A 14,745-nucleotide genomic window follows, 5' to 3' on the forward strand; every position below is an offset into this window, starting at 1 on the left:
GGCCATGCTGAGACGGGCCAGCATCCGTTGGCGGGCCTTGCGCTGGCGCGCCCACAACTGGCTGGCCCGTCATCCGCGCCTGCATTCCGGGCTGCATGCCGCCGGGAGCATGAAGAGCGGCCCGGAGGCGCTGGCCCGCGGGGTCGCGATCGGGCTGTTTATTGGCCTGACCCCCACGGTCGGCTTCCAGACCGTGTTGATGATCATTCTCTGCATTGCACTGGCGGGCAATTTCCCCACGGCGTTCGTGGCCTCGTTCGTCAGCAACCCCTTCACCGCCGCGCCGCTGTATTGGGGCTTCCACGAACTCGGCGAGGCCGTGTTCTACTATGTCCCCCTGATCTCGCACGACCCCGACGCCTGGTATCTGCAGGGCATCGGGGACGAGATCACCTATACCCTGATGGGCAGCCTGCTGATCGCCACGCCAACCGCCATTGCCGGCTACTGGGCCTCCCGCCGCCTGTCGGCCGCCTGGCAACGCCACCGCGACCGGCGCCGTGCCGAACGCGCTGCACAGCGGGAGCGTTAGAGAGCCACTACGGGACCTCGCTCCGACGCCATTCACGCCACACCGAATCACCCGGGTCCGGGTCACCAGCAGGCGCCTCCAGCCACGCATCCAGCAGCTCCACCTCGCCACCATTGCGCTCCAGCGGGGGCACGTCCGCGTAGGGATCGGGGTTGAGGCGGCCGTCGTGCCAGGCCCAGGTGAAATACCCCAGGTTCACCAACGCGAGAAACAGGATCAGCCAGCGCATTCGGCGCCCTCCCAGCGCGACAGCTCCCAGAGGCCGTCCAGCACCAGGTTCGGGAAGATCGTGGACTCTGCACGCAGCACCGGCGCCAGCCAGTAGGCATCGCCCCCCGTCAGCCAGCAGGCCGCGTCCGCCCGCTCTGCGGTCCGCGAGCGCGCGATCAACCCATCCAGCGCGCCGGCCAGCCCCAGGCTCCATCCGCGCTCCAGGGCCTCGGTGCTGTTCAGGCCCGGCGCGGTCTCCAGGTCATCCGGCCACTGCGTGGCCTCGCGCGGCGCAATGCGATCTGTCAGACGCGTCTGCAGCGCCTCCCAGCCGAGCTGGCGCCCCGGCAACAGATAGCCTCCCGCATGGCGACCGTCCGCCTCCAGTACATCCACGGTGACGGCGGTTCCGGCATCGACCAGGATCATCGGCGCATCGCAGCGGGCCCGCGCCGCGACCAGCGCGCAGTAGCGATCGACGCCCAGCTGCCCCGCCGCATAGTCGATCCGCAGGCCATGCGGGCCGTTCGCCGGCACCGTCACCGCGTGTACCGGCGCGTCGATCCCGGCAGCCGCCAGTTCGACCGAGAACGCCTCCTCGCGCTCGCCGGGCCCGACCCGCGACAACCAGACGGCAGTGAGCGGGGCCTCGCGCGCCATCGAGGCCAGGCCACGGACACAACCGGCCGGGTCACGATTCGCCCCGGACCCCAGCACTTCGCCCTCCGCGTTGCGCACCTGCCACTTCACACGGGTACTGCCGATATCCACCAGGGCAATGTCAGCCATGTTCGCAACTCCGTACCGAGACCTCGCCCGAATGCAGGTGCCGGATCGCACCGTCGTCGAACTGCACAACCAGGCAGCCGCTCGCCGGATCGATTCCATGCGCCTGTCCGCGGACGCCGTCATCCAGGATTTCAATCGGCCGGCCGCGCAGGCAGTCCAGCCGCACCAGCTCACGCTCCAGCGGCACAAGCCCTTCGCCCATCAACAGCGGATGCAGGCGACATTGCTCCGCGATCACCCGGGCTGCAAGCTCCAGGAGATCCGGAACCGGACCGGGGAGCTGGGTCGCGAGATCGGTCACCGCACGGTCCAGCTCCAGGGCACCGGCGCCTTGCCGGTTGAGACCAATCCCCACCACCAGCCAGCCTGGCTGGCCACCACTCGCCGCGCGCTGCTCCACCAGGATGCCGCCCAGCTTGGCGGCATCGACCATCAGGTCATTGGGCCACTTGAGTCGCACACCTTCCAGACCCAGCGCTTCCAGCGCACGGATGACCCCAACGCCAACCCCGACCGGATAGGCGGGCGGCACCCGCCCCTGCATGATGGGCCATGCCAGCGACAGCGCCAGGCTCGCCCCCGGAGGCGAATGCCAGACGCGACCGCGCCGCCCGCGACCCGCTGTCTGGGCCTGCGCCACGCAGGCGCGTGGCAGATCGCCCATCTCGCGGCGGGTCTCCAGCAGATAGCGATTGGTCGACTCCACCGACTCCAGCACCTCGACCGCCGGCGCCGTCACACCGGCCCCGTCGACCAGGCGTTCGACACGCGCTTTCAGGCGTGCGCTCTCCGGCGCCATAATGCAAACTGTGAACGCGGTCTCGGTCATCGGGATCAGTACTCGGCTCGCATCCGGGCCAGGGGGAACAGGGCTTGCATACAAGGCACCATGGTAAGCATTCCGGTCGGACGGTGCTGCGCCTGCTGATACTGGTGGCGGGGCTGGCTCTGGCCGGCACCAGCGCGGCCGAGCTCTACTCCTTTCGCGATGCCTCCGGGGCCCGGGTCCTGACCGACGAGCGCCCGCAGGGCGTTCCCTACGAGACCATCCGTTCGCCCGGCGGTGCCGGCACGGTCACCTCGACACCCGGCGGTGGAAACTGGTCACCCAGTCAGATCTTCGTGTTCCAGGGCCCGGGTGGAGAGCGCCTGATCACCAACCAGCGTCAGCAGAATAGCGGCATGGAGTTGATCGCCACCTACGGCCGACCCACCGCCCGCGCACGTTGCGGTGCCCGCGCCCGCAATGCCCTGGCCACCGGCGGTGGCGATTTCGCGGACCTCATCCACAACGCCGCCCACCGCCAGGGCGTGGACCCGGCGCTGGTGCAGTCGGTGATTCACGTGGAGTCCTGCTTCGATCCGCAGGCGGTATCCCGGGTGGGCGCGCACGGCTTGATGCAGCTGATGCCCGCTACCGCCGCCGATCTCGGGGTAACCGACCGCTTTGATCCCGCCCAGAATATCGATGGCGGCACGCGCTACCTGGCCGCCATGCTCGATCGCTTCGAGGGGGATCTGGATCTCGCCCTGGCCGCCTACAATGCCGGCCCCGGCGCGGTGGAACGGCATGGCGGCGTGCCCCCGTTTCGCGAGACACAGAACTACATCCAGCGCATCCGCGCCCAGTACGACGGCAACGGGCGGCCCGACTGACGACCCCGACTGACGACCCTCAGGCCTTGGGCTTGTCCCGGCCGCAGTTCCAGCACTGGGTGAACTGCGGCTCGATCACCTCGCCGCAGCGCGGGCACTTCCAGTCGCGGCCGTCGTGTTCGGGCTCGCCCTCCAGATATTCCAGGATGATGGCGCGCGCCTCCTCGGCCTGTTCCTCGTGCACCACCATGATGCGGGCCCAGGTCTCGGTCGGCGGGACTTCCCCGACGGCACCGTAAAGCCCGGCCTGGTTCACGTAGGCCGGGATGCCGGCCTCCTGCAGCAGGGTCTCGATGAACCCGGCCATCACCGGGTCGGCGGCAGAATAGACGGTCCTCATGATCGCGACCGTAGCACGCAGCCCGGACCCGGCGCAGCGGCGGCAGTGCCTACTGCACGGTGCCCTGGTTGGCGGCCTGGAAGTACTCCATCGCCTTCTGGATGGCGAAGAACGGGGCCTCGTCGAGGGCGATCTGCGTATGCGGCAAGTTGATGTCCGCGTAGTACTTGCGCATGGCCAGCACGTGGATCGGCAGCTCGCGCGCGAACATCGGGTTTTCGAAGTTGAAGTACTGCCCGAGCCCCAGCACGAGGTCCTGGCGTTCTTCGGCCGTCAGGCTCTCCGGCGACACCACGACATCCGGCAGCTGCCCGGCCTGGCCATCGACCGAGACCACCACCTGGCGATCGCCTTCGGCCGCGGCGGGGATATCGTCCCCAGTCACGAGCTGCAGGTTCTCGGACAGGTCCAGGTAGCCCTTGGACAGGATATGGCCGTGGGGCTGAAACACCTTGCTGGACATGTTCACTGCCCACAGCTCCAGGGTCTCCTTGAGGTCCTGGGCCGCCTGCACCTCGCCCAGGGCGAACAACTGCCGGGCGTAGAGGATGTCCCAGACCCAGACCTGACCGTATTCGGGCAGCTCGCCTTCGGCGACCACCGAGACCTTGTGCAGCTCCGGCTGTGCCTCGTCGCGCGCGTGCAGTGTCAGGGTAAATTCGGCCAACGGACTTCTCCTTACGGCAGCGCGTTTCGCGCCGCATGATCAAGCATTCAAGTATAGCCACCAGCGCCGAGACAGCGCAGTTCAGGTACGCCGCTCGGGGACTTCCAGGACCGTTCCGGGCCGTCCCAACCGCCCCCGGTTCACGGAACTGACATAATGCCGTCATAGACTCTCGGTCCCACTTCTGCCGCGAGTCGTGCATGCCGGATGCCGACGTGACCCAAACCGACCTGTTCCTCAACCGCGAACTGTCCCTGCTGGAATTCAACCGCCGGGTACTCGCCATCGCCCAGGACCCGGCCTTCCCGCTACTGGAACGCCTGCGCTACCTCAGCATTTCCTCCACCAACCTGGACGAATTCTTCGAGGTCCGCGTGGGCTCGCTGCGCCAGCAGGTCGAACTGAACGTGCAGGCCCCGGGCCCGGATGGCCTCTCGGCCGCCGAACAGCTGCGCCAGATCGCGCCGCGCGCCCACGACCTGGTGGAACAGCAGTACAGCACCCTGAACGACGAGCTGATCCCGGCGCTCGCAGCGGAGGGGATCCACTTCGTTCGGCGCACCCACTGGGACGCGGCCCAGCGGGACTGGGTGCGGGAGTACTTCCGCCAACAACTCCAGCCGGTCCTCAGCCCGATCGGCCTGGACCCCGCCCATCCGTTCCCGCGCATCCTCAACAAGAGCCTGAACTTCATCGTCACCCTCAAGGGCAAGGATGCCTTCGGGCGTGAATCCGGCCGCGCCGTGGTCCAGGCCCCGCGTTCCCTGCCGCGCCTGGTGCGGCTGCCGCGCGAGGTCGCCAGCGGCGACAACGACTTCGTGCTGCTGTCGTCCATCCTGCATGCGCACGTGGACGAGCTGTTCCAGGGCATGAAGGTCACCGGCTGCTACCAGTTCCGGCTGACCCGCAACTCGGACCTGTTCGTGCAGGAAGAGGAGATCGACGACCTCCTGAACGCCCTGGAGGGCGAGCTGCCCCAGCGCAACTACGGTGCCGGCGTGCGCCTCGAGGTCGCGGACAACTGCCCGCAGGAGGTCGCGGAGTTCCTGCTGCAGCAATTCCACCTGGAGCCGGACGACCTCTACCAGGTCACCGGACTGGTCAACCTGAACCGTCTGATGGCCGTGCACGAACTGGTGGACCGGCCGGACCTCAAGTTTCCCCCGCTAGTCCCGGCCCTGCCCCGCAGTGACACGAGCGGCAGCGGCATCTTTGCCTGCATCCGCGACCAGGAGCTGCTGCTGCATCACCCCTACCAATCGTTCATGCCGGTGGTCGACTTCCTGCGCCAGGCGGCGGCGGATCCGCGGGTGCTGGCCATCAAGCAGACGCTCTACCGCACCGGCACCCGCTCGCCGCTGGTCGAGATCCTGATCGAGGCGGCGCAGGCCGGCAAGGAGGTCACCGTCGTGATCGAGCTGCGGGCGCGCTTCGACGAGGCCGACAACATCGAACTGGCCAACCGCATGCAGGACGCCGGGGTCCACGTCACCTACGGCGTGGTCGGCTACAAGACCCACGCCAAGCTGGCGCTGGTGGTGCGCCGCGATGGCGACCGCATCACCCGCTACGCCCACCTGGGTACCGGGAACTATCACTCCGGCACCGCCAAGGCCTATACCGACTTCGGCCTGCTGACAGCCGACCCCGTGCTTACCGAGGACGTCCACCGCGTGTTCCTCCAGCTCACCGGCCTGGGCAAGGTGACCCGGCTGCGCCAGCTGCTCCAGGCGCCGTTCCGCCTGCACGCCGCGATGCTGGAGAAGATCCAGCGCGAGATCGACAACCACCAGGCCGGGAAGCCCGCCCGCATCGTCGCGCGCATGAACTCGCTCAACGAGGCGAAGATCATCCAGGCCCTCTACAAGGCTTCGCAGGCGGGCGTCCCCATCCAGCTGGTCGTGCGCGGCATCTGCAGCCTGCGCCCCGGGGTGCCCGGCATCTCGGAAACCATCGAGGTGCGCTCGGTCCTGGGCCGGTTCCTGGAACACTCCCGCGTGTTCTATTTCGAGAACGGCGGCGACCCCGAGGTGTTCCTGTCGAGCGCCGACTGGATGCCGCGCAACTTCTTCCGCCGCGTCGAGGTGGCCTTCCCCGTACGCGACCCGGAACTGCGCGACCGCGTCGCCGAGGAATCCCTGTTCAACTACCTGCAGGACAGCTCCACCGCCTGGGCACTGCAGCCCGACGGCAGCTACCAACGCATCCGGCCAACCGCGGGCGAGATCCCCTATTCCGCCCAGGAATCCCTGACCGCCCAACTGTCGGGTGCCACCACGGGCTGAGCGACCCTCTGTCTCGCCGACTTCAGAATCCCTCATTAGCAACGAGCTTCAGCCAATTGCAGGGAACGTTCTCCCAGGCGTTGGCTCCCTTCCGCCGCGGTAGGGTGCCGTTGAGCGCAGCGAAACGCACCATTTCCGGCGTCGTGCCAATCCCTTGATGGGATTCGCTGCGCTCATCCCATCCTACGACCCGGCGGCTGGCTGAGCGTCATGGCTAGTCAGGTCAGGATTTGTCGTGGTCCCGGTCCGCTGAAGCGGTGCCGGAACGCGGGACATCGTGCATCCCGCCCAGCAAGCTGACCTCGGCGTCACCGTGCCGCAGCAGGTCCTGCAGCAGGACCACGATCCCGGCCACGCAGAGGAACAGCCCGAAATTCAGGCCGATCGACTGCACATGGCGGAGCACAAAGAAGAATTCCGCCTCCTGCGCCGGAATCCACAGGATCGGCGCCATCACCCCCAGCAGCGCCACGAATGCGTACACCATGAAGCGAATGAAATGCACCGGGACCCTGCGGATGCTCAAGCCGTAGACGATGGTCGCCACGATCAGCACACTCGCCGTCGCCTGAACCGCAATCATGGCCCGGTCGGTGATGAACACGTACCGACCCTCCTCGTAGGTGGCTTCGCTGAGCCCGCCGAACACCGCCACCAGCAGCGCATTCCCGATCACATAGACCAGGCTGAGCAGGAAGGGCAGTGCCAGCAACCGGTTGTGTCGCATCAACCGAAACCCGGTCGCCGACCACCAGATGCCGATCCACTGCGGCACCGCGAGCACTTAGATCCAGACCACCAATGTCAGAATCCTGCGTTCCTTGTGTCAGGTTCGGAATAGGGGCTCACTCGAACTCCAGTTCCAGCTTGTGGCGCGCCCAGTCCTCGCGTTCCGCATCCAGATCGGCGCGCGTTAGCGGGTGGGTATCCAGCCAGTCGGGCGCGAAGGTCAGCGTCAGACCCTCCTGTGTCGCCTCGATGCGCTCCAGCGGCACCGGATCCGGCGCGCGCGAACGATGCAGCAACACGGCCAGACGCAGCAGGGCCGCCATGAACAGCAGCGGCCGCGCGCGATCCTCTCGCACCCCGGACAACAACTTGGGCTTCAGCCCGCCCCGGTGCAGGCGCACCAGCCACGCCAGCTCGGCCTGTTCGGGCTGCGAGAAACCCGGCAGGTCGGCCCAGGTGAGGATGTACTCCCCATGTTTGTGGTATTTGCTGTGGGCCAGTGCCAGGCCGATCTCGTGCAGTTCGGCCGCCCAGTCCAGGCGTTCCGCGTCGTCCTCGCCAAGCTCCCAGGCAGCGCGAACGGCGGTCACCAGGCGCGCCACCGTCGCCTGCACCCGCTCCGCCTGGGACGCATCGACCGCGAACCGCCGGCGCAGATGGTGAATGGTGCCGCCACGCACGTCCTCGTGCCGAAAACGTCCCAGAAGGTCGTGAATCACGCCCTCGCGCAGGGCCCCGTCCGAGGGGTGCAGCCGTTCGATCCCCAACGCCTCGAAGGCACCCAGAAGCACCGCAAGGCCACCGGCAATCACGGGCGCCCGGTCCTCGGCCAGACCAGGCCATTTCAGCCGCTTGATGGCCCCCTGCTCGATCAGCGAATCGCGTAGCCGCTCCAGGCTCTCGCGGCTTACACCCGGCGCCTCGTCCAATTCCCCCTCATGCACCATGCGGTCCAGGGCCAGGATCGTACCCGACGCCCCCAGCGCCTGCTCCCAGCCGGCCGCGCGGTAGGCACTCGCGATGGGTTGCAGCTCCCGCTGCGCCTGCAGTTGCGCGGCCGCGAAGGCCTTGCGCGTCAGTTTTCCATCGGCGAAGAAGCGCTGGGTGAACGTCACGCAGCCCATCTCCAGGCTCTCGGCCAGGACCGGCTCGAAGCGCTCTCCAATAATGAATTCGGTACTGCCGCCACCGATATCCATCACCAGCCGGCGGCCGCTATCGTCCGCCAGCGCATGCGCCACACCCAGGTAGATCAGCCGCGCTTCCTCGCGTCCGGCAATGATCTCAACCGGATGCCCCAGGGCCTCTTCCGCCGCGCGCAGGAAGGCGCGGCTGTCGTCCATCTGGCGCAAGGTGTTGGTGCCGACCACGCGCACGCAGCCGCGCGGCAGCTGCCGCAGTCGCTGGCCGAAGCGATCCAGACAAGCCAGGGCACGCTGCCCCACCTCCGGATCCAGCTGTCCATCGGGATCCAGACCGCTGGCAAGACGCACCGTTTCCTTGATGCGGTCGACCTTCAGGACCTCGCCGTCCTGGCGCCGTGCCACGATCATGTGAAAGCTGTTGGAACCCAGATCAACGGCCGCAACCGTCTCGGCATCGTTCTCCGTGTGCATGTTCAATCCGCCTCACCGCCGGCCAGCCGTTCGAGGATACGTCGGGGCAGGTGCCAGGCGAGCTGCATGGGGCCCGGCAGCGCGCCCGTCAATCCGCAGGCATCGCCCTTGCCCATATGAACCAGACTCCGCCCGCCCGTCGTGCCCAGCAGACAGCTTACGAGCAGCGACAGGTCCGGCTCGTGTCCCACGATCACCAGGCCGCCATCCGCCGGGAGATTGCGGGCCAGGGCCTCGACCTCCAGCCCCGTGGGTTGTCCGGGCGCCAGCCATTTCTTCTGCCGCACCGGGACATCCAGCGCCTGGGACAGGGGGATCGCCGTCTGACGGGCACGCAGATAGGGACTGCAAAGGAGCTCGACCGATCCCGGCAGCAGATCCCCGAGCGCCTGCGCCATGCGTACCGCACTCACCTGGCCCTTGTCGGTCAGCGGCCGGTCACGATCCGCCCCGTCCCAGTCGCCGGGGTTTCCGGCCTGGGCGTGCCGCACCAGCACCAGCCGCGGTGCGCGCATCCCGCTCAGTCCGCCCCCGGCCGCAGCAGAAACAGGGAGTACCACTCCTCGGGCGCGGACCACTGTGCCGCATGTTCGAGCCCGGCCGCCGTCAGCAGACGGTCGATGGCCTCGCGGCTGAACTTGCGCGAGATCTCGGTCCGGATCACCTCGCCTTCGGCGATCTCCAGAACCGCCTCCGGCTCCGACACGCGCACCGTCTGCTGTCGCCGCGACACCAGGTGCATCTCGATCCGCGAGAGGTCTTCGACGAACGGAGCGCGATGCTCGAAACCCTCCGGATCGAAGTCCGCCCCCAACTCGGTATTCAACACCGACAGCAGGTTCAGGTTGAATGCCGCGGTTACCCCCGCCGCATCGTTGTAGGCCGCCTCCAGGACCGGGCGCGGCTTGACCCGGTCCAGCCCCAGCAGCAGCCGGTCTTCGGGGTTCATGGTGTCGCGGATTCGTCGCAGCAGTGCAGCCGCCTCGGCGTCCTCGAAATTGCCCAGACTGCTGCCGAGAAAGGCAAACAGGCGCGGACCGTCGGCTTGCGCACCGGAAACATCGGCCAGATGGGTCAGCGCCGCCGCATAGTCCCCGCACAGGCTGTCCACCCGCATCTGATCGAAGCGCTGCAGGAGTCGCGCGCCGGCCTCGTCGAGGATCTCGGCACAGACATCGTTCGCGACGTAATGGGGCGCGGAGACGCGGGCTTCCAGCGCCGCCAGCAGGTACTCGGTCTTGCGCGACGTCCCGCTGCCGAGTTCAAACAGCGTGCGCGCCCCGGACGCCTCCAGGATCGCTTCGGCATGCCGCTCCAGCAGGTCGGCCTCCAGGCGCGTGGGGTAATACTCCGGGGTATCGCAGATCGCATCGAACAGCTGCGATCCGCGCGCATCGTAGAAATACTTCGGCGGCAGGGACCGGGGCGGCTCGAGCATCCCCGCGCGGAAATCGGCCAGCAAGTCGGCGTGGGCGTCGCGTTCCTCCACCACCTGGCGGCTGTAACGAGGGGAAATAGAGACAGCACTGGGTTCGGCGGACATCCGGGCTTCCGTATCGGGGTGGTTTGCGGCACGCTAGCACGAAACCCCGGACGCCCCAACTGACCCTAGCCATGTGCCGACACCTCGCCTATCTGGGTCCTCCGATCACGCTCCGCAGCCTGATCCTGGATCCGCCACACAACCTGATCGAGCAAGCCATGGCCCCGCAGGAGCTGGTGTATGCCCGCGTCAACGCCGACGGCTTCGGCTTCGGGTGGTTTGGCGAGGGGGGCGTTGCGCGCCACTACCGGCGCGCCGATCCGCTCTGGCAGGATCCCAACCTGGTGGATCTGGCCAGCGACATGACCCAGCCCCTGTGGGTTGCCGCCATCCGCAGCGCAACCCCCGGCTTCGGCGGCGACACCGTCAACGCCCAGCCATTCGCCCGCGACGGCCTGCTGTACAGCCACAACGGCCTGATCAGCCGCTTCCGTCCCGACATCCGGCGCCAGATCCAGAACATCCTCAGCCAGGAGGTCGAATCGAGCATCGAGGGGACCACCGATTCCGAATACCTCTTCGCCCTGGTCCGGCAATACCTGGCCGATGACGACAACGCGACGCTGGAGGGGGCCCTCGGCGAGGCGTTCTCCACCGTGGAGACCTGGCTGGGGGCCGACACCGCCCTGCTGAACGTGATCCTGTCCGACGGCCGCCGCATCATCGCCAGCCGCCATGCGGTCAATGCGCCCTGTCCCAGCCTCTACTACACCACCGATGACGAGACGTTCCCCGACGACAGCGTGGTCGTGGCCTCCGAGCCCCTCACCGACCGCGAACGCTGGCGCCCGGTCCCGCCCGGCCATCTTCTAATCCTCGATCCCGACGAACCGCCGGAACTCCTGGCGCTGTAACACGCTCCACCGGATATGAATGCCGCCCATCCGCAGCCGAGTGCAAGCCCGCACCCATCCGACCTCCTGGACTGCCTGGCGACCCAGCACGACCGCATGAACACGGCACTGGAGTCGACACCGGGGAACGAATGGCGCAATCAGTATCACCCGGACCTGAGTCCCATCGGGTGGCACTACGCCCATTGCCATTTCATCGAGGCGGTATGGCTACACGAACGCATCCTGGGTGAACCACCGCCCGACCGGCGCGACTGGCACGATCTCTACTTCCCGGAACAGAGCCCGAAGTGGCGCCGCGGCGGAAGACTCCCGACGCGCGCATCCCTGCTGGAATGGGGCCAGGCCAGCCAGCAACATCACCTGGACTTGTTGCACAACCATCCGGCGGTGCGGCGCCATCCCCTGCTCGAGCGGGACTACCTGACCGGTTTTCTCGCGCAGCACCACGCCATGCACCTGGAAAGCCTGGAGCAGGTGCGCTGGTTCGCCCGCCTGCATCGCCCCGCCCCACCCCGAACGCAGGAGCCAAAACCCGCACTGGCGGCCGGCGGCGACTGGATCGAGTGCCCGGGCGGCGAACATGTCAGCGGCAGCGACGCGGCGACCGCCTTCGACAACGAGCGTGGCCTCCACCCGGTCCGGCTCGCGCCCCACACGATCCGCTCGCATCCGGTCTCCAATGCCGAGATCGCCGCGTTTATCGAGGCCGGAGGCTACCGCCCGGGCCCCCACTGGGACCCGCCGGGTCGAACCTGGCTGGAACAAACAGGCATCGCGGCCCCTCTGGGATGGTGGAAGCTACCCGACGGGACCCGGGTACAAACCCTCCCCCACGGCACCCAGGCACTCGATCCGCATGCACCCGCCGTCGGACTCTCCTGGTTCGAGGCCTCGGCCTACGCCCGCTGGGTGGGTGCTCGCCTCCCCCACGAACACGAATGGGAACACGCCGCCCAGGCCGGGCGATTGCGCGCCACGGGCCAGGTATGGGAATGGTGCGGCAACCCCTTTCAGCCCTACCCGGGCTTCCAGCCCTTTCCGTACAAGGAATACTCCCTGCCCTGGTTCGACGGCGAACACTACGTTCTGCGCGGTGGAAGCGCCTGGAGCGATCCATTGCTCACCCGCTCTACAATGCGCAACTTCTTCACCCCCGAAAAACGCCACGTGTTCGCCGGCCTCCGGCTTGCGCGCAATCTGTAGAGGTTCATGAACATGCGACCGAAGAACACTCCCCTCGCGCCCCGCCCGTCCTGGCTCGTCGCCGGGCTCGCCGCCCTGGTCCTGGCGTTTCCGGCTACGGCCATCGCCAGCGACGGCGGAACCACGCTGACCCTGACCGGCAAGGCCGAGCGCCAGGTCGCCAACGACCACATGACCGTGCTGATGACGACCGAGGCCCGCGCCCCGGAGGCCGCCACGGCCGCTGCCACCGTCAACCGCAACATGCAGGCCGCACTGGAACGCGCCGGCGAACAGGATGGGATTGACGCCCGCACCATCGGCTATTCCACCCGCGCCATTCACGACTCCGACGACCGCAGCCGCATCAATGCCTGGCTGGTCCAGCAGAACCTGGAACTGACCGGAGCCGATTTCGATCGGTTGACCGAACTGGTCGGCGCGCTCCAGCAGCGGGACCTCAACGTCAGCCAGATCCGGTTCTCCCTCAGCCCCGAGGCACGCCAGGAACATCGCGAGGCGATGATCGAAGAGGCCATGGAAGACCTGAAGGAACAAGCGCGCGTCATCGCCCGCTCGCTGGGGGCCACGCACCTGCGCACGCTGGAAGTGGAATTGCCGGACGACCACTACGATCGGCCACAGCCCATGATGGCCATGCGCGCCATGGACGAGTCAGCCAGCCAGCCGTCGCTGGAGGCCGGGCATTCCACCCTGACCCTCAGCGTGCGTGGACGCCTGCAGGCCCTGGGCGCCGAGACCCTGCGCGTCACCCCGCGTTAGCACCTACCTCACCGTAGGGTGCTGTGAGGTGCCAGCCGAACCGCACCGTTCCCATGCAGGCCCCGGTCCCCGAGCGCCCCGCGCCACGATCGGTGCAATTCGCTGCGCTCATTGGCACCCTACGTCGTTCATGATCAGGGATAGCCCTCGGATATGTAGAGTCCGTAAACCGCCCCTCGGCGGGCTACCAACGGGCGCCACAAGGCCGTACGCAGCCCAAGCCGACGCCCGCAGCAAACAGCCCCCAATCCTCATCCCGGCCACAGCGCTCCCCTTCTCGTCATCCCGGCCGTAGCGCAGCGAAGAGCCGGGATCTCCTCACGCACGAACACCCCGACGCCTGTGCCACCTCCAACGATGGAGATCCCGGATAACCGCTACGCGGTTTCCGGGATGACAGGGGTTGGGTGGCCATTCTGAGGGTTAGACGGTCATTCCGAACGTGGGTGCATCCATCCAGCCCCAATCCCCCGGCCGTTATCCCGGTGGGACGATCCTTTCCCATCATCCCGGCCACAGCGCCCCCCCCTTCTCGTCACCCCGCCCGTAGCGCAGCGAAGAGCCGGGACCTCCCCGCGCACAAACACCCCGACGTCTGTGCCACCTCCAACGATGCAGATCCCGGATAACCGCTGCGCGGTTTCCGGGATGACGGGCTCACGGTGAGGATCCGGGCGACCGATGGGCTTGGTACTCCATGCCATCGCCGTTTATGCATTGCGTCTCCCTGAGGATCGAAACGCATCAGGGGCACCGCAACCACCCCGCACTCCTCCGCGCCTAGTAGAGGCATTGAAGGAAAACTGAACGCGTGCGGGAAACGGTGTGATTCGCGGACGGACTCGAGCGGCTTTAGGGGGCGAGTTCCAGCACCAGCTCGCCGTCACGCACCTCGATGGATTCGATGCCCGCGTGCAGTTGCTGGAAGGGCTCCAGCGCCAGCAGGTCTTCGTCCTTCAGCCCGCCCAGCCAGGCATCCGGCAGCGGGATTCCGGCGACGCTGACGCCGACCAGGCGCGCATGCACCCGCCCATCCTCGGTCTCGAAGCGCACCCCCGAGCGTACATTCAGGACACGACCTCCCAGCAGTGGGATATCTGCCGGAACGTCGATGCGCACCCGAGTGCTGACCTGCCCCGGCGTAAGACGCATGGCCACGCGTCCGGCCAGGTCCGGGTCCTGGGCGATCAGGGCATTCAGTTCGCGCTCGCTGAAGCGCACGCTGCGCGCCTCGGCGCGTTCCTCGTAGAGTTCCGGGACCAGCGGCTCGGCCTCGGCGTCGAGATCGATGATCGGGTCTCCGGGCACCTGATCCGGGCGGGGCTCGGCATCGCGCGGCCCCAGCGCCTGCAACTTGGCCTCCAGCTCGGCCTGCTCTTCGACGTCCAGCGTCACCGCCTCGGGCTCGCCCGACTGCAGGTGGATGACGCCCCAGAAGCCCGCCCACAACGCAGCCAGGATCAGCAGGACGATCAGATAGCGCGGGGGACGCCCGGTGGAACGGTACTGGATGGGCGCGGAGGGTTCGTTGTTCTTGGCCATGCCGGACTCTCGCA

Annotated in this window: 16 protein-coding genes; 6 read left to right on the forward strand and 10 right to left on the reverse strand. The window is 67.5% G+C overall.

Annotated elements, in window-relative coordinates:
- Positions 1-4: 4 nt before the first annotated feature.
- On the forward strand, positions 5-532 hold the full coding sequence (locus tag F622_RS0109045) for a DUF2062 domain-containing protein (RefSeq protein ID WP_018938503.1): 528 nt from the start codon (positions 5-7) through the stop codon (positions 530-532).
- 7 nt (positions 533-539) lie between these two features.
- Here F622_RS0109045 and F622_RS0109050 read toward each other — a convergent pair whose 3' ends face one another.
- Genes F622_RS0109050 through F622_RS0109060 form a run of 3 tightly spaced genes read right to left on the reverse strand, consistent with a single transcriptional unit; the run spans position 540 to position 2,330 of the window.
- Entirely contained in the window at positions 540-761 is a 222-nt protein-coding gene (locus F622_RS0109050) for a hypothetical protein (protein WP_019571771.1), read from the reverse strand.
- The gene (locus tag F622_RS0109055; protein ID WP_019571772.1) at positions 749-1,531 is read right to left on the reverse strand and encodes a type III pantothenate kinase; all 783 of its coding nucleotides are present in this window, start codon (positions 1,529-1,531) and stop codon (positions 749-751) included. The genes F622_RS0109050 and F622_RS0109055 overlap by 13 nt, the downstream gene beginning before the upstream one ends.
- Positions 1,524-2,330 carry a biotin--[acetyl-CoA-carboxylase] ligase gene (locus F622_RS0109060; protein WP_019571773.1) on the reverse strand — a complete coding sequence of 269 codons (807 nt, stop codon included), beginning with the start codon at positions 2,328-2,330 and terminating at the stop codon, positions 1,524-1,526. The genes F622_RS0109055 and F622_RS0109060 overlap by 8 nt, the downstream gene beginning before the upstream one ends.
- A gap of 113 nt (positions 2,331-2,443) precedes the next feature.
- On the opposite strand from F622_RS0109060, the gene F622_RS0109065 reads away from it, so the two are divergent.
- On the forward strand, positions 2,444-3,187 hold the full coding sequence (locus F622_RS0109065; protein ID WP_018951991.1) for a lytic transglycosylase domain-containing protein: 744 nt from the start codon (positions 2,444-2,446) through the stop codon (positions 3,185-3,187).
- Between the two features lie 19 nt (positions 3,188-3,206).
- Here F622_RS0109065 and F622_RS0109070 read toward each other — a convergent pair whose 3' ends face one another.
- Both F622_RS0109070 and F622_RS0109075 read right to left on the reverse strand, forming a co-directional pair.
- A complete protein-coding gene (locus F622_RS0109070) occupies positions 3,207-3,527 on the reverse strand; it encodes a DUF2007 domain-containing protein (protein ID WP_077276935.1) in 321 nt (106 codons plus the stop codon).
- Positions 3,528-3,576: 49 nt separating this feature from the next.
- Complete coding sequence (locus tag F622_RS0109075; RefSeq protein ID WP_018145483.1) at positions 3,577-4,194, reverse strand: hypothetical protein; 618 nt, start codon at positions 4,192-4,194, stop codon at positions 3,577-3,579.
- Between the two features lie 200 nt (positions 4,195-4,394).
- Here F622_RS0109075 and ppk1 point away from each other — a divergent pair, with 200 nt between their 5' ends.
- Positions 4,395-6,479: a polyphosphate kinase 1 gene (ppk1, locus tag F622_RS0109080; RefSeq protein WP_019571774.1), complete on the forward strand. Its 2,085-nt coding sequence runs from the start codon at positions 4,395-4,397 to the stop codon at positions 6,477-6,479.
- Positions 6,480-6,702: 223 nt separating this feature from the next.
- Here ppk1 and F622_RS0109085 read toward each other — a convergent pair whose 3' ends face one another.
- From F622_RS0109085 to egtD, 4 genes are all read right to left on the reverse strand, one after another.
- Positions 6,703-7,263: a hypothetical protein gene (locus F622_RS0109085; RefSeq protein ID WP_019571775.1), complete on the reverse strand. Its 561-nt coding sequence runs from the start codon at positions 7,261-7,263 to the stop codon at positions 6,703-6,705.
- Positions 7,264-7,324: 61 nt separating this feature from the next.
- Positions 7,325-8,824: an exopolyphosphatase gene (gene ppx, locus F622_RS0109090; protein ID WP_019571776.1), complete on the reverse strand. Its 1,500-nt coding sequence runs from the start codon at positions 8,822-8,824 to the stop codon at positions 7,325-7,327.
- Between the two features lie 2 nt (positions 8,825-8,826).
- Entirely contained in the window at positions 8,827-9,339 is a 513-nt protein-coding gene (locus F622_RS0109095) for a histidine phosphatase family protein (RefSeq protein ID WP_018145479.1), read from the reverse strand.
- A 5-nt stretch (positions 9,340-9,344) separates the two neighbouring features.
- The gene (gene egtD / locus F622_RS0109100) at positions 9,345-10,367 is read right to left on the reverse strand and encodes an L-histidine N(alpha)-methyltransferase (RefSeq protein ID WP_019571777.1); all 1,023 of its coding nucleotides are present in this window, start codon (positions 10,365-10,367) and stop codon (positions 9,345-9,347) included.
- A 71-nt stretch (positions 10,368-10,438) separates the two neighbouring features.
- Here egtD and egtC point away from each other — a divergent pair, with 71 nt between their 5' ends.
- From egtC to F622_RS0109115, 3 genes are read left to right on the forward strand one after another with little or no spacing between them, the layout of a single operon-like run.
- Complete coding sequence (egtC, locus tag F622_RS0109105) at positions 10,439-11,221, forward strand: ergothioneine biosynthesis protein EgtC (protein WP_018145477.1); 783 nt, start codon at positions 10,439-10,441, stop codon at positions 11,219-11,221.
- 15 nt (positions 11,222-11,236) lie between these two features.
- Entirely contained in the window at positions 11,237-12,427 is a 1,191-nt protein-coding gene (locus F622_RS0109110) for an SUMF1/EgtB/PvdO family nonheme iron enzyme (RefSeq protein ID WP_019571778.1), read from the forward strand.
- 12 nt (positions 12,428-12,439) lie between these two features.
- Positions 12,440-13,189: an SIMPL domain-containing protein gene (locus F622_RS0109115; RefSeq protein WP_026304817.1), complete on the forward strand. Its 750-nt coding sequence runs from the start codon at positions 12,440-12,442 to the stop codon at positions 13,187-13,189.
- Positions 13,190-14,041: 852 nt separating this feature from the next.
- Here the strand turns inward: F622_RS0109115 and F622_RS0109120 are convergent.
- On the reverse strand, positions 14,042-14,731 hold the full coding sequence (locus tag F622_RS0109120; protein WP_019571779.1) for a hypothetical protein: 690 nt from the start codon (positions 14,729-14,731) through the stop codon (positions 14,042-14,044).
- Positions 14,732-14,745: the final 14 nt, after the last annotated feature.

This window comes from Thioalkalivibrio sp. ALMg3 (genome assembly GCF_000381225.1).
Taxonomy (GTDB): domain Bacteria; phylum Pseudomonadota; class Gammaproteobacteria; order Ectothiorhodospirales; family Ectothiorhodospiraceae; genus Thioalkalivibrio; species Thioalkalivibrio versutus.